This is a genomic window from Streptomyces kurssanovii, assembly GCF_040677245.1.
GTDB lineage: Bacteria > Actinomycetota > Actinomycetes > Streptomycetales > Streptomycetaceae > Streptomyces > Streptomyces kurssanovii.
In genome coordinates this window covers 46,756-58,943 of record NZ_JBFAQK010000008.1, presented here as the reverse complement: position 1 = coordinate 58,943, position 12,188 = coordinate 46,756, and the positions used below count along the sequence as shown (strand labels likewise).

Annotated in this window: 15 protein-coding genes; 5 read left to right on the top strand and 10 right to left on the bottom strand. The window is 71.3% G+C overall.

Annotated features, from left to right (window positions below; genetic code table 11):
- The first annotated feature begins 41 nt into the window (after positions 1–41).
- Both AB0K36_RS08965 and AB0K36_RS08960 read left to right on the top strand, forming a co-directional pair.
- Positions 42–1,034, top strand: coding sequence for an ATP-binding cassette domain-containing protein (locus AB0K36_RS08965; protein ID WP_364590379.1), 993 nt, complete (start codon positions 42–44; stop codon positions 1,032–1,034).
- Positions 1,027–1,800: an ABC transporter permease gene (locus AB0K36_RS08960; protein WP_364590376.1), complete on the top strand. Its 774-nt coding sequence runs from the start codon at positions 1,027–1,029 to the stop codon at positions 1,798–1,800. Before AB0K36_RS08965 ends, AB0K36_RS08960 begins: the two co-directional genes overlap by 8 nt.
- Here the strand turns inward: AB0K36_RS08960 and AB0K36_RS08955 are convergent.
- From AB0K36_RS08955 to AB0K36_RS08945, 3 genes are all read right to left on the bottom strand, one after another.
- On the bottom strand, positions 1,781–2,857 hold the full coding sequence (locus AB0K36_RS08955) for a phosphotransferase (protein ID WP_364590373.1): 1,077 nt from the start codon (positions 2,855–2,857) through the stop codon (positions 1,781–1,783). The genes AB0K36_RS08960 and AB0K36_RS08955 overlap by 20 nt on opposite strands.
- Positions 2,858–2,979: 122 nt before the next feature.
- Entirely contained in the window at positions 2,980–3,702 is a 723-nt protein-coding gene (locus AB0K36_RS08950) for an HAD family hydrolase (protein ID WP_364590370.1), read from the bottom strand.
- 2 nt (positions 3,703–3,704) lie between these two features.
- Positions 3,705–4,631 (bottom strand): GntR family transcriptional regulator, encoded by a 927-nt coding sequence (locus tag AB0K36_RS08945; RefSeq protein ID WP_364590367.1) that lies wholly within the window; start codon positions 4,629–4,631, stop codon positions 3,705–3,707.
- Between the two features lie 222 nt (positions 4,632–4,853).
- Between AB0K36_RS08945 and AB0K36_RS08940 the strand changes: the two genes are divergently transcribed.
- Positions 4,854–5,021 (top strand): hypothetical protein, encoded by a 168-nt coding sequence (locus tag AB0K36_RS08940; RefSeq protein ID WP_189468559.1) that lies wholly within the window; start codon positions 4,854–4,856, stop codon positions 5,019–5,021.
- 23 nt (positions 5,022–5,044) lie between these two features.
- Here the strand turns inward: AB0K36_RS08940 and AB0K36_RS08935 are convergent, their stop codons facing one another.
- Entirely contained in the window at positions 5,045–5,926 is an 882-nt protein-coding gene (locus tag AB0K36_RS08935) for a winged helix-turn-helix domain-containing protein (protein ID WP_364590363.1), read from the bottom strand.
- Between the two features lie 149 nt (positions 5,927–6,075).
- Between AB0K36_RS08935 and AB0K36_RS08930 the strand changes: the two genes are divergently transcribed.
- On the top strand, positions 6,076–6,243 hold the full coding sequence (locus tag AB0K36_RS08930; protein WP_229834970.1) for a hypothetical protein: 168 nt from the start codon (positions 6,076–6,078) through the stop codon (positions 6,241–6,243).
- Between the two features lie 28 nt (positions 6,244–6,271).
- Here the strand turns inward: AB0K36_RS08930 and AB0K36_RS08925 are convergent, their stop codons facing one another.
- From AB0K36_RS08925 to AB0K36_RS08915, 3 genes are read right to left on the bottom strand one after another with little or no spacing between them, the layout of a single operon-like run.
- The gene (locus AB0K36_RS08925; RefSeq protein ID WP_364590360.1) at positions 6,272–7,516 is read right to left on the bottom strand and encodes a GNAT family N-acetyltransferase; all 1,245 of its coding nucleotides are present in this window, start codon (positions 7,514–7,516) and stop codon (positions 6,272–6,274) included.
- 60 nt (positions 7,517–7,576) lie between these two features.
- Positions 7,577–8,548 carry an asparaginase gene (locus AB0K36_RS08920; protein ID WP_364590357.1) on the bottom strand — a complete coding sequence of 324 codons (972 nt, stop codon included), beginning with the start codon at positions 8,546–8,548 and terminating at the stop codon, positions 7,577–7,579.
- A 45-nt stretch (positions 8,549–8,593) separates the two neighbouring features.
- Positions 8,594–9,217: an RsiG family protein gene (locus tag AB0K36_RS08915; RefSeq protein WP_364590354.1), complete on the bottom strand. Its 624-nt coding sequence runs from the start codon at positions 9,215–9,217 to the stop codon at positions 8,594–8,596.
- A 168-nt stretch (positions 9,218–9,385) separates the two neighbouring features.
- Between AB0K36_RS08915 and dtd the strand changes: the two genes are divergently transcribed.
- A complete protein-coding gene (gene dtd / locus AB0K36_RS08910) occupies positions 9,386–9,823 on the top strand; it encodes a D-aminoacyl-tRNA deacylase (RefSeq protein WP_364590351.1) in 438 nt (145 codons plus the stop codon).
- 45 nt (positions 9,824–9,868) lie between these two features.
- On the opposite strand, the gene ygfZ is transcribed toward dtd, so the two are convergent.
- From ygfZ to AB0K36_RS08895, 3 genes are all read right to left on the bottom strand, one after another.
- Positions 9,869–10,840, bottom strand: coding sequence for a CAF17-like 4Fe-4S cluster assembly/insertion protein YgfZ (ygfZ, locus tag AB0K36_RS08905; RefSeq protein ID WP_189468546.1), 972 nt, complete (start codon positions 10,838–10,840; stop codon positions 9,869–9,871).
- A 9-nt stretch (positions 10,841–10,849) separates the two neighbouring features.
- On the bottom strand, positions 10,850–11,287 hold the full coding sequence (locus AB0K36_RS08900; protein WP_189468544.1) for a Fur family transcriptional regulator: 438 nt from the start codon (positions 11,285–11,287) through the stop codon (positions 10,850–10,852).
- 89 nt (positions 11,288–11,376) lie between these two features.
- Positions 11,377–11,949, bottom strand: a complete 573-nt coding sequence (locus tag AB0K36_RS08895) for a heme-binding beta-barrel domain-containing protein (protein ID WP_189468542.1) — start codon at positions 11,947–11,949, stop codon at positions 11,377–11,379.
- Positions 11,950–12,188 lie beyond the last annotated feature (239 nt).

The following is a 12,188-nucleotide window of genomic DNA, read 5'->3' as shown; positions in this document are numbered from 1 at the left end:
ACAGTAACGCGTATCTCATACGCAGAAGGGGGCTCGCCATCATGAGCACCGGACAACCGACGGCCAGGCCGCCGGACGCCACGTCCACCACCGGGCCGGCGATCGAGGCGCACGGCCTGCGCAAGGCTTACGGGAAAGTGACCGTGCTCGACGGCGTAGACCTCAGGGTCGAAACGGGCAACGTCTTCTCGCTGCTCGGACCGAACGGAGCGGGCAAGACGACGACCGTGCGGATCCTCGCCACACTCACCGCCGCCGACGCGGGACGCGCCCGCGTGGCCGGTCACGACGTGACGGCCGACCGGGGCCGGGTGCGCCGGGCGATCAGCCTCACCGGCCAGTTCGCGGCGGTCGACGAGAAGCAGACCGGCGAGGAGAACCTCCGCATGATGGCCCGCCTCAGCGGTCTGTCCCGGGCGGCTTCACGCCGTCGCGCGGCCGAGCTCCTGGAGCGCTTCGACCTGGCCACCGCCGGGCGCCGCCTCGCCCTGACGTACTCCGGCGGCATGCGCCGGCGCCTCGACCTCGCCGCCGGGCTCGTCGGCGACCCCCAGGTCGTGTTCCTGGACGAGCCGACGACCGGCCTCGACCCACGCAGCCGCCAGGAGCTCTGGCAGGTCGTCCGCGACCTCGCCGACCGCGGCACCACGGTCTTCCTGACCACCCAGTACCTGGAGGAGGCCGACCGGCTCGCCGACCGCGTCGCCGTCATGGACGCGGGGCGCATGGTGGCGGAAGGCACCGCCGCGCAGCTCAAGGCGCAGGTGGGAGGCCACCGACTGGACGTCGTGTTCACCGACCGGGCCGCCTACGCGCGGCACGAGCAGCGGGCCGTGCACCGCTCCCCCGAGTCGCTCACGCTCGGCCTGCCGACCGACGGCACCGCCCTCGAGGTGCGGGCGCTGCTCGACGACCTCGACCCGGAGCGGCGGGACGTCTCCCGCTTCTCACTGCACACGACGACGCTCGACGACGTCTTCCTGTCCCTCACCCGCACCCGCGCCGCTTCCCGGCAGGAGCCCACCCATGTCTGAGACGTCGGGCGCCGGGCGCCTGCTGACCCCCGCCCTGACCATGACCGGCCGCTGCGTCCGCCTCAGCCGCCGCGACGTCGACGCCGTCGTCACCTCGATGATGCTGCCGGTCATGCTGATGCTCGTCTTCGTCTACTTCTTCGGCGGAGCGATCAACACCGGTACGGAGTACGTCAACTACGTCGTCCCGGGCATCCTCGTGCTCTGCTCCGCCTTCGGCTCGTCCGGCACGGCGGTCCGGGTGAGCGAGGACATGAAGGGCGGCATCATCGACCGTTTCCGGTCGCTCGACGTCGGCGGCACGTCGATCCTGGCCGGTCATGTCGTGGCGAGCACCGTGCGCAACGTCTTCTCGACCGCGCTCGTCCTCTCCGTCGGCCTCGTCATCGGCTTCCGCCCGTCGGCCTCCGCGGCGGGCTGGCTCGCCGCGGCGGGCATCCTGCTGGCGTTCCTGGTGGCGCTCTCCTGGCTGTCAGCGGCGGTCGGCCTCATGGCGAGGACACCGGAAGCAGCGTCCGGCTTCACCTTCTTCATGATGTTCCTGCCCTATCCGAGCAGCGCGTTCGTCCCTGTCGAAACCATGCCGTCCTGGCTCCACGGCTTCGCCGACCACCAGCCGGTCACGCCGCTGATCGAGTCCCTCCGCGGCCTCCTGCACGACGAGCCGGTCGGCACGGCGCCGTGGACGGCGCTGGCGTGGTGCGGGGCGATCCTGGCGGTGGCGGTCGCGCTGTCGGGGGTGCTGTTCAGGGTGCGGACACGCTGAACGAGACCAGGGCGGTCATGATCCGGGGCACGTCCGGCGGCGGCGCCGAGCCCAGCGCCGCACGCCCCCGGGCGAGGACCGCCCGCAGCTTGTGCGAGGTCGCCTGAAGGGCACGCCAGTCGATGTCCCCCCGGGCCACACCGAGGGCGGCGCGGATGACGTCCGTGTAGACGGACTGGGCCCGCTTGTAGCGCAGCAGATGCGGAAGGTCCTTGCGCCAGCCGCGCGAGCTGCCCGGTCGCGCCTCCTCGACCGCGTCCCGCCAGCGGCGCGCCACCGCCGCCTCCTGCTCCGCCGGATATCCCATCAGGTGCAGATGGGTGGCGAGGTCGTACAGCGGGTCGCCGAACATGGCCAGTTCCCAGTCGATCGTCCACAGCCGGCCGTCGCCGTCGACGATGAAGTTCTCCCGGTGCAGGTCCCCGTGCAGGAGGCAGAAGGGACGCCTGCTGAAGGAGCGGGTCCGCTCGGCGAGCCGGAGCAGCCCTTCCTCGGGCACGCCGAGCTCCTCGAACAGCCGCCCGTAGACGGGCCGGTGAGCCTGGTGGACGCGCTCCTCCGTGAAACGGATCAGCCCCTCGGCGAACGCGCCGCAGTCCCCGTCGGCGGCGCCCACCGCCGCGTGGGCCGGCTCCTCCGGCGGCAGCGCCGCCGGAGGAACGGCCGCCAGCTCGCGGAACAGCCGCTCTATCTGGGCGACATGAGCCTCTTCGACAGCGGTCCCCGGCCGCCCGTGCAGGGCGAGCGTCGAGCCCTCGATGAACCGCTGGAGGCCGATGTCGTCGACCACGATGATTTCCGGGACGCTGGAGACATGACCGGCCAGAGCGCGGACCAGCGCCCCTTCCGAAGGGAAGGAGCGCCGGTCGAAGCGGAGGATCCCCTCGCGGGGCTCCCGGCACTTCCACCGCACGGCCCCGGCGCCGCCCGCCGGGTGGGGCAGCGGGAAGGCGTAGGTCTCGTGGTGGTACCCCTTGAGCGGCCCTTCGATCAGCGCCTCGCCGGCGCTGAGCCGCACGGCCTGCTGCCACACCCTCGCCGAAGGGTCGGCCGTCATGCTCGCTGCCCCCGTGTGAATGCGGCCGCCTCCTCGTTCACGGACCTCCCTGGGTGGTGCGGTCCTCCTCCACAAGCACGGTACAACCGCCGCACCGCTGTGGGTCTTCGGCCGCCGCACCCTCAGGCGAACGGAAGAAAATCCGCCATCCCGGAAGCGATCAGCGGCACACCGGCCTCCCGCAGCCGTCGCCTTCCCCGCTCGGACCGGTGGTACCCGTAGAACGGCATCCCCACTTCCCGGGCGGCCCGGAAGTCCGTGCCGGTGTCGCCGATCATCAGGTGCCGGTCCACGGCGACGCCGCGCAGCATGGCCTTCCTGAGCGGCGCCGGATGGGGCTTCATCAGCAGCGCGTCCCGGCCCCTGCCGACCACCGGACCCTCGAAGCAGTGGCGCACCGACATGCGCGCCAGGATCCGTGTCGCCGCGTCCACATGGTTGTTCGTCGCGATGGAGAGGGTCCTTCCGGAGGCATGGCACGCCTCGATGAAGGCCGCGGCGCCCGGTGTGGGCGTCGCCGACTCGGCGGCCTTGCGCTCGTAGGCGTCGAGCTGGTCGTGCATCTTGGCGACGGTCTCCGCCCAGCCGCCGCCGCCGTTGTTCCTCCGCATCTCCGCGGTGTGCCCGTACAGGAGGGCCATCGGGTCGAGGCAGCCGCGCAGTTCCTCGACCAGGCGGCCGTCGCGTTCGGCGATCTCCCACAGCTCGCGGGCGATGACCGCCGCGGGCTCGCCGGCGAAGACCCGCGCGATCGGGCCGTCCAGGTCGAACACGATGCACTGGGCCCGGGAGAACATCTCCCGCATCGCGTCCGGGACCGCCACGGACGTGGTGACAGATGGCACGGTCAGAAATCCGCCTCTTTGGCTTGGTGCTTCCACATCGAATCGAAGAGGTACTGGAACGCCCGCACGATGCCGACCTGCTCGGGTGTGGAGTCGGCGGCGGCACGGAAGGGGAACAGGGTCGCCCCGGTCCCGTACGCGTCGAGGATCGTCACCTCCTCACCGTCCGGTGCGACGGTGATCGTCCCCAGCTCCGGCGGGTAGAAGCCCTGGAGCGCCAGCCGGCGGTTGAGGATGTACAGCTTGAGCTGCGGCGCGAACGGGACCAGCCGGACCTCGACGGAGACCTCGGACACCAGCCCGCGGTCGCGCAGCTCGTACAGAGACTGGCTGAGCATGGACGCGTGCGCCTGGAGAATGCCTCGCAGCCGGCGCCGTACGCGGGGATCGTCCCGCCCGTCCTCCAGCCGTGGGATCGCCAGGACGGGAGAGTCGGTGTCCGGGAGCATCAGCCGGGCGCTGATGCTGCGCGGCGGCTGGATCTCGCCGTCCATGATGCGGGTCTTCTGGGCGGACACCCTGGCCGCGAGGGTCTCCGTGGTCATCGAGAAGACGTCGAGGGTGACCTCCGTGGCCTCGAACGCCTCTTCCAGGTAGGGCGCGAGCACCACCGGCGGGACACGCTCGGAGACGACCGCCCACACGTCCTCGCCGTCGCCCGCGCCGGTCTGCGCCGGGATGCTGCGCTCGCTCCGGCTCACGAACGTCCCGCTGCCCTGCCGCGACTCGATGAGCCTCTGCTCCCTGAGGACTTCGATGGCCCGGTTCACCGTCGCCCGGGACACACCGAACCGGGAGACCAGCTCGCTCTGCGTGGGCAGACGGTCGCCCGGCCGGCGTGTCCCGTCGTTGATCTCCCTGCGCAGGGCGTCGGCGACCGACAGGTACCTGTGCGTGTGGTCTCGCGGGGCAGATCCATGACTCGTCACGCCGCAACCTTACAACTGACGTACAGCCAAGGAGAGATGCCTCGCACCGACCCGACAAGAAACAAGCAACCAGACAAGTTTGCGACCATGCCCCCAGGGGGCATCACCCATACAGGTCAACCAGACGAATTTGTACGGCAGTTGACCTAACATCCGGTCCATTCAGCCCCGCAGCACAACGGAGTGCGAGCCCGGCGCCTCTCCCTCGAAGGAGTGATCCCCATGCCTCTCATCACCCTCCTCGCCGAGCAGTACGTGCAGCTGCGGTACGGCTTCGTGGCCGCCCTGGGGCTCGCCCTGCTCGCGGTCGGCATCAAGGCGGAGAACGCGGCCTGCGCCGGCATCGGCAGCTTCCTGCTGATCGCTCCGGCAGTCGGCACGGGGCCCTGACGGCGCTCGTGTTCGGCGGCTCGTCAGCCGTCGAACACGACGTCCGCGGCCAGCGTGCCCCAGAGGCTGTCGAACCACGTCTGCGACTGGGCCACGAACGCCTGGTCCCGCCGCCCCCCGCCGGACTCGAAGGGGAAGAGCGTCGAGTCGCTGCCGAGGGCGTCGAAGATCCTCGTGTCCGTGCCGGCGATGCGTTCCGTGCGCTCATGGACGTTGTAGTACGCGAAGAGGGCCTCCGCGCCGTTCAGCAGATAGAGCTTCACCGGCGGAGTGAAGGGCAGCGTCCTCAGCGTCACCTCGACGTCGATGCCCCGGGTGGCCAGTGCCTCGAGGCTCAGCAGCAGTCCCCGCCCGTGGCCGTCGCGCCGCACCTGCCAGTGCCTGTGCACCTTGTCGTCGTCGGCCGCCCCCTCCGCCGGCCGCGGGAAGGCCAGCCGCACGTCGTGCGCCGGCACGAGGACCCTGACCCGGACGCTCTCCGGCGTCACGATCTCCCGCGCCTGGACCCGCCGCAGCGGTTCGGCGAGGGCCTGGTTGAGGGTCTCCGTGGTGAGACAGATCGCGTCGACCCGCACGCTCGGCTTCTCGAACGCCGCGATCAGACGCGGCCCGAGGGCGGCGGCCGTCGTCCTGGGCGTCTCCTCCGCGTCCCTGGGCGACGGGACGGAGACCCGGGCGGGCGCGCCCTTGCCGCCCTCCGTGATCAGACCCGCGTCGCGCAGCAGCTCCAGCGCCTGGCGGACCGTGCGCCGTTCGACGCCGAACTCGGCGGCGAGCTGTTCCTGCGTCGGCATCCGCTCGCCGGCTCTCAGCAGACCGGTGCGGATGCGTTCGGTCAGGGCGTCTGCCACCTCGCCGTACGAGGGCCTGCCCCGGGCGGCCACTGCCTGTTGCTCGTGGGTCACATCTGAACGCTACAACTTCGCCACCCATGGCGGGAGTTACCAGGAAGTTGTTTATCTATCTTGGCCAACCGGGGACAACTTCAACAAGTTGGCGGCCAACTCGGCTGACTTCATCCGCAACTCCCCTTCAGAGCGTGAGGAGAACAGCCGTGCCTCTGGTGTCCCTGGTCGTCGAGCAGTACGTGCAATGGCGCTTCGGTCTCACGGCCGCGTTCGGCCTGGCCCTGTTGACGGTCGGTCTCAGGTCCGAGAACACCACCTGCGCCACCATCGGCGGCTTCCTGCTCGTGGCCCCCGCGCTGACCGCCGGTGCCTGACCCCGATCGCGTGGGCCCCGTCCCGCCCTCAGAACACGTCCGGGCACCAGGGCCGGCGCCCCGTGCGGAACAGCAGGTCCGCCCGGGCGGCCGCGCCCGCGGTGTGCTCGTCGAGGCGGCCCAGGGCCATGAGGCGGGTCGCGGACTCGTCGCCCAGGCTGAGCGTGGCCAGTTCCCGTACGTCCAGGGTCAGGTCCGGCGACTGCGACGAGGGCGTGCAGGACGCGCCCGAGGGCGACGCGTCCAGCCGGAAGCGGCCGGACGCGAGGGCCGAGTCGTCCCTCACGTCGAGCACCAGGGTTCCCGAGCCCGGGTACGTCCGGGCGGTCAGCGCGGCCGGGACGTCCAGCAGCCGCAGCCACAGGAAGTCCGCCTGCGTGACGATCCGCGCCGCACGCGGGTCGGGCAGCAGGTGGGGCAGCAGGTCGTCGGGGGCACGCCGGCCGGAGCGGACCGTGGTGATCCAGTCGACCGAGCAGACGAAGCGCCACAGGGCGCGCTCCGCGGCCGGGCTCAGCGCGATCATGTCGCGCACGGCGGCGGTGTTGAGCGGCTGCTTGCCGTCGCCCCACTTGTCGTCCGCCGAGTAGGTCAGCAGCCCTTCGACCGTGCCGTCCGGCGAGCGGTACACGGCGTAGAACGGCTCCGTCCACGGATGCGCGGGAAGCTGCGCCTGGCCGGTGTTCACCCGCCACCAGCGCTCGTCGCGGTCGACGACGCCGTGCTGCGTGGCCGCCAGCCGCTGGTGCAGCTCCGGCCCGAGTTTGCGTACGTCGTCGCCGTCGACGAGGTCGACGCGGCCGCCGTCGTCCGGGCCCGCCGCCCGCGGGTCGAGGCCGGCGCGGGGCACGTCCACGGACCACTCGGCAGTGGTGGTGGCCGGGCCGTAGCCGTACCGGCCGTAGATCGGGTACTCGGCGGCGATCAGCGTCGAGACGCTGTCGCCGCGCTCCTTGGCCTCGGCGAGATCGGCGTCGATCATCCGGCTGAGCAGGCCCCGGCGGCGGTGCGTCGGGGAGACCGTGACGTTGGAGACGGCGCTCGCCGCGAGCCGCGCCCCGCCGACCGTGGTGAGCCGCTGGGCGAAGGAACGGTACGTCGCCACGCACCGGCCGGCGTCGAACGCACCCCTGACCCGGCCGAGGTCCGTACCCGACCGGCGTTCGGCCACTTCCTCGTCGGTGACCACCGGCGGCCGGAGAAAGCCGGTGGCCAGCGCCCTGAGCCAGTCGGGGTACTCGGACTCGGCGATCAGGCGCGTTTCGACAGTCATGCACGACACGCTAGGCGGGCGGACGAAGCCGCCGCATCCTGATTTCCGCCGCGCCCGGCGTCAGAACGCCGCCCGCACCGACCCGACCTCGACGCCCCCGCCGAGCAGCGGAAGGTGCCCGATCCGGGCGACCACCGGCGAGTCCACGCCCATCAGCGTGAGCGTGCGCGCCAGCACCGGTCCCAGCGCCCGGGTGGAACCGTCGTCGATCTTGAAAGCCAGGGCGCGGCCGTCCGCCAGCGCCACCGCCTGCACCGCCTCCGCGCCCATCTTGGAGAGCGTTCCGGGCACCTCGCGCATCAGCCAGGTGTCGGGCCGGCGGGTACCGGCGACGTACTCGGGGTGGGCGCGCATCGCGTCTGCGACGCGGCGCTCGGCCGTACCGGGCGCGGCGAGCACGAAGTGCCGGAAGGCGCGGGCCAGACCGGTCAGCGAGACGGCCATCAGCGGCGCGCCGCAGCCGTCCGTGCCGACGGCGCCGACCGGTTCGCCCGCCGCCTCCTCGACCACCGTGCGGACCAGCCGCTGGAGGGGGTGGGCGGGGTCCAGGTAGTCCTTCCGGTCCCAGCCGTTCACGGCGCAGACCGCGAGCATGGCGGCGTGCTTGCCGGAGCAGTTCATCGTGACCTTGTCGCGCACCTGCCCCGAGGCGAGGTACGCCTCGGCCTCCACCGGGTCGAGCGGCAGGTCCGCCGGGGTCCGCAGCTCGTCGGCGGTCAGCCCGTGTCCGGCGAGCATCTTGCGTACGAGCTCGAGGTGGAAGGCCTCGCCCGAGTGGCTGGCCGCGGCGAGCGCCAGGCGCTCCCCGTCGATGTCCAGCCCGGCCCGCAGTACGGCCGCGGCCTGCATCGGCTTGTTGGACGAGCGGGGGAAGACGGGCAGCGACGGGTCACCGAGCGCCAGCTCCACGCTGCCGTCCGCGGCCAGGACGACCAGCGATCCCCTGTGCCGGCCCTCCACGAAGCCGGAACGCACCACCTCGGCGAGGACCGGGGATATGGCGACGGCGTTGGAGGAGGACGAGGAGGACATCGGCGGCCTTCCGGGGCAGGGGATCCGCCCACCGGAAGGATCGCTTCAGGTGAGCAGGTCGTCTACTTGTGCTTCGCCTTCACGGTACCTGCGGGCGATCTCGGCACTGCAATCGTCGGCCGTCCGCTGGAGCAGTCGGCGGCGGTGCGAGACCTGCTGCTCGTAGCCCAGCAGCCGGCCCATCGCCGTGCGCAACTCCTCGTCGGTGCGGGCGTCGAGGTCCGAGAGCTGGATCTCGTCGAGCATCTCGGAGGCGAGCCGGCGGTACTCCTCGCCGCGTGGTGTGGAGAGCGTCACATGGCGGGCGGAGGACCCCCGTCTGGACGGCGGGTCGGCGAGGATCTCCGACAGCCGGTCCACGACCAGCCGGTCCACCACCGGTGTCCCGGGCGTGCCGGTCGTGCCGGGGCCCTGGCGGCGCGCCAGCTCGGCCCGGAGGATGTCGATACGGCCCTGCACCAGGCGCCGCACATAGCTGAGGTCCGCCTCGTCGCGCTGCGAGTCGCGGCGCAGCGTGCGCAGCTCCGGCAGGCGCAGCGCGGTGAGGTCGTGCTCCGGGTGCGCGGGCAGTTCAGCGCCGTTGCGCTGCCGCGGCGGGCGGACCGCGGAAGTGGAATGCGGCCGGATCGGTACGGGACCGAGCGACTGCCCGGCGCCAGAAGTGCTCATGTGCGTGTATCCGTCCCCTCGACCGGTGCATGGTCCTTCCCGGGCCCGGAGGGCCGAGGGGTTGCACCGCCTTCGTGCATGGTGCCACTCCGATACGTCCCCATGCAGGCGCATCGCACCCGTTCGGCCCTGAATGGCGGCCCGGACGGTCCCGATAGGTTGCTCCGTATGCGAGCAGTGGTACAGAGGGTCGACGGCGCGAGCGTCGTGGTGCCCGGCGAGTCGGGACCGGAGACCGTCGGTGAGATCACCGGCGAAGGGCTGTGTGTGCTGGTGGGGGTCACGCACACGGACACCGAGGAGAAGGCGGCGCAACTGGCCAGAAAACTATGGTCGGTTCGTATGCTCGAGGACGAGAAGTCCTGCTCGGACGTGGGGGCGCCCCTGCTGGTGATCTCGCAGTTCACCCTCTACGGGGACGCCCGCAAGGGTCGCCGCCCCACGTGGAACGCGGCCGCCCCGGGCCCGGTTGCCGAACCGCTCGTCGACGAGGTGGTGGCGCGGCTGCGGGCGCTCGGCGCGCACGTGGAAACGGGCCGCTTCGGCGCCAAGATGCGGGTCTCGCTCACCAACGACGGCCCGTTCACCGTGCTGATCGAGGTCTAGGGCCTCTCGTTCGTGCCGGACGGGACGCCCCGGCGGTCGTCGGCCCTACGGCTCGACGACCGTCTCCTGGGCGGCCGCCGTGTCCCCGGCCAGCAGCTCGGCGTCCACCGGCACGTTCCGCTTCACCAGCGCGAGCGCGATCGGCCCCAGCTCGTAATGGCGGGCGGACGTCGTCACGAAGCCCAGCTGGCGGCCCTCCGCCCCCTCGGAGGCGAGGCGCACCGGAGTACCGGGCGGAGGCAGGTGCACCTCGCTGCCGTCCAGGTGGAGGAAGACCAGGCGGCGCGGCGGCTTCCCCAGGTTGTGGACACGCGCGACGGTCTCCTGCCCGCGGTAGCAGCCCTTCTGGAGATGGACGGCGCTGCCGATCCAGCCCAGCTCGTGCGGGATCGTGCGGTGGTCGGTCTCGAACCCGAGACGCGGACGGTGGCTCTCCACCCGAAGCGCCTCGTACGCGAGGATCCCCACGGCCGGCCCTGCCTCCGCGGCGAACGCCTCGAGGCCGGCACGCGGCAGGAACAGGTCGCGGCCGTGCGCCGTCTCCCGTACGACGACGCCTTCCGGCACCTCGGCGATGGACCCGGCCGGCAGATGGACGACGGCGAAGTCGTCGGTACGGTCGGCGACTTCGGCCTTGTAGAAGAACTTCATCGACTCCAGGTAGCCGATGAGCGCCTCCCGCGAACCCGGTTCGACGTGCGCCCAGACCGTCTCGCCGTCGTCGACGAGATACAGGGCGTGCTCGATGTGACCGTTCGCCGAGAGGATCAGCGCCTCCGTGGCCTGCCCGGGGGACAGCTCGCTCACGTGCTGGGTGAGCAGCAGATGCAGCCAGCTCAGCCGTTCCTCGCCGGTGACCGTGACGACCCCGCGGTGCGACAGGTCGACGAAGCCCTTGCCGTCGGCGAGGGAGCGCTGCTCACGGAACAGGTCGCCGTAGTGCGCGGCGACCCCTTCGTCACGCCCCTCGGCGGGGACCGCGCCGGGCAAGGACAACAGAGGGCTGGTCGATGACATGGCCCCAGCCTACGACTCGGCCTCTGCGGCCTTCGCCGTGCAGTCCTCGCAGCGCCCGAAGATGGCGAAGTGCTTCATGTCCGTCTCGAAGCCGAACGTCTCACGCAGCTTGGCGGTGAAGTCCGCGGCGACCGAGACGTCCGCCTCGATCACGTCCGTGCAGTCCCGGCACACCAGGTGGAGGTGGTGGTGCCGGTCGGCGAGATGGTAGGTGGGCGCGCCGTGCCCGAGATGGGCGTGCGAGACGAGGCCCAGCTCCTCGAGCAGCTCCAGCGTCCGGTAGACCGTGGAGATGTTCACGCCGGACGCGGTCTTGCGCACCTCACCGAGGATCTCGTCCGGTGTGGCGTGCTCAAGGGTGTCGACGGCCTCGAGGACAAGCTGGCGCTGCGGAGTCAGCCGGTAGCCGCGCTGCCGCAGATCGCTCTTCCAGTCGGTGCTCACCACGCCCCCAGTGTAGGCAGCGCGCACCGTCCGGCGGCCGTCCGGTGCGAAGGGATGTCCTGCCGGCTGAGTGCGGTGTCCGGGAAAGAGTCCTACTTGAAGAAGGCGATGCCGTCGTCGGGCAGGTCACCGAGGTCCTTCGCCCACGACTCGACCTGCTCGGGGGTGACGACCTTCTTCAGGTGCGCCGACATGTACGGGCGCAGCGGCACCTCGGGGGTGGCCTTCTCGCCCACCCACATCAGGTCGCTCTTCACGTAGCCGTACAGCCGCTTGCCGCCGCTGTACGGGCCCGAGGCCGCGGTGCGGGCGACGGCGTCCGTCGCCAGGTCGATCTGCGGCTTCTGGTGGGCGAGCTCGCCGTACCAGATCTCCACGATGCCCTGGTCACGGACCATGACGACCTCGACCTTGCGCTCCTTGTCGATGCGCCAGTAGCCGGACTCGCTCTCCAGCGGCTTGACCTTGTTGCCCTCGCTGTCGAGGACCCAGGAGTGCGAGACGTACTCGATGAAGTCCCGGCCGTCGTGGCTGAAGGTCACTGACTGGCCGAAGTTGCACTTCTCGGCGCCGGGAAAGTCCGCGACACCCGCGCCCTCCCACGTGCCCAGCAGGAACGCGAGGGGGACGAGGTCCGGGTTCAGGTCGGACGGGATCTCGATCATGAGCAGCTCTGTCGATCTCTAGGGTGTCGAGTGGTACGGGTCCCGAGGGTACGGGTGACTACCGCTGGCCCTGGTACAGCTTCTTCACGGTCAGACCGGCGAAGGCGAGGACGCCGACGCAGACCAGAACCAGCAGAGCTTCGAAGAAAACGATCACGGGGTGCTCCTCGGATGAGCGTGGAGGCGAAAGCGGGCCGGGCCCCAGCTTAGTGGGCGGGGGCCCGGCCCGTTCTGTGAGG

Excerpts from the sequence above, each read along its gene's own strand:
- AB0K36_RS08915 (WP_364590354.1), bottom strand. The coding sequence starts at position 9,217 with ATGAGCACTTCTGGCGCCGGGCAGTCGCTCGGTCCCGTACCGATCCGG.
- dtd (WP_364590351.1), top strand. The coding sequence starts at position 9,386 with ATGCGAGCAGTGGTACAGAGGGTCGACGGCGCGAGCGTCGTGGTGCCC.
- ygfZ (WP_189468546.1), bottom strand. The coding sequence starts at position 10,840 with ATGTCATCGACCAGCCCTCTGTTGTCCTTGCCCGGCGCGGTCCCCGCC.
- AB0K36_RS08960 (WP_364590376.1), top strand. The coding sequence starts at position 1,027 with ATGTCTGAGACGTCGGGCGCCGGGCGCCTGCTGACCCCCGCCCTGACC.
- AB0K36_RS08895 (WP_189468542.1), bottom strand. The coding sequence starts at position 11,949 with ATGATCGAGATCCCGTCCGACCTGAACCCGGACCTCGTCCCCCTCGCG.
- AB0K36_RS08955 (WP_364590373.1), bottom strand. The coding sequence starts at position 2,857 with ATGACGGCCGACCCTTCGGCGAGGGTGTGGCAGCAGGCCGTGCGGCTC.
- AB0K36_RS08940 (WP_189468559.1), top strand. The coding sequence starts at position 4,854 with ATGCCTCTCATCACCCTCCTCGCCGAGCAGTACGTGCAGCTGCGGTAC.
- AB0K36_RS08965 (WP_364590379.1), top strand. The coding sequence starts at position 42 with ATGAGCACCGGACAACCGACGGCCAGGCCGCCGGACGCCACGTCCACC.
- AB0K36_RS08925 (WP_364590360.1), bottom strand. The coding sequence starts at position 7,516 with ATGACTGTCGAAACGCGCCTGATCGCCGAGTCCGAGTACCCCGACTGG.
- AB0K36_RS08920 (WP_364590357.1), bottom strand. The coding sequence starts at position 8,548 with ATGTCCTCCTCGTCCTCCTCCAACGCCGTCGCCATATCCCCGGTCCTC.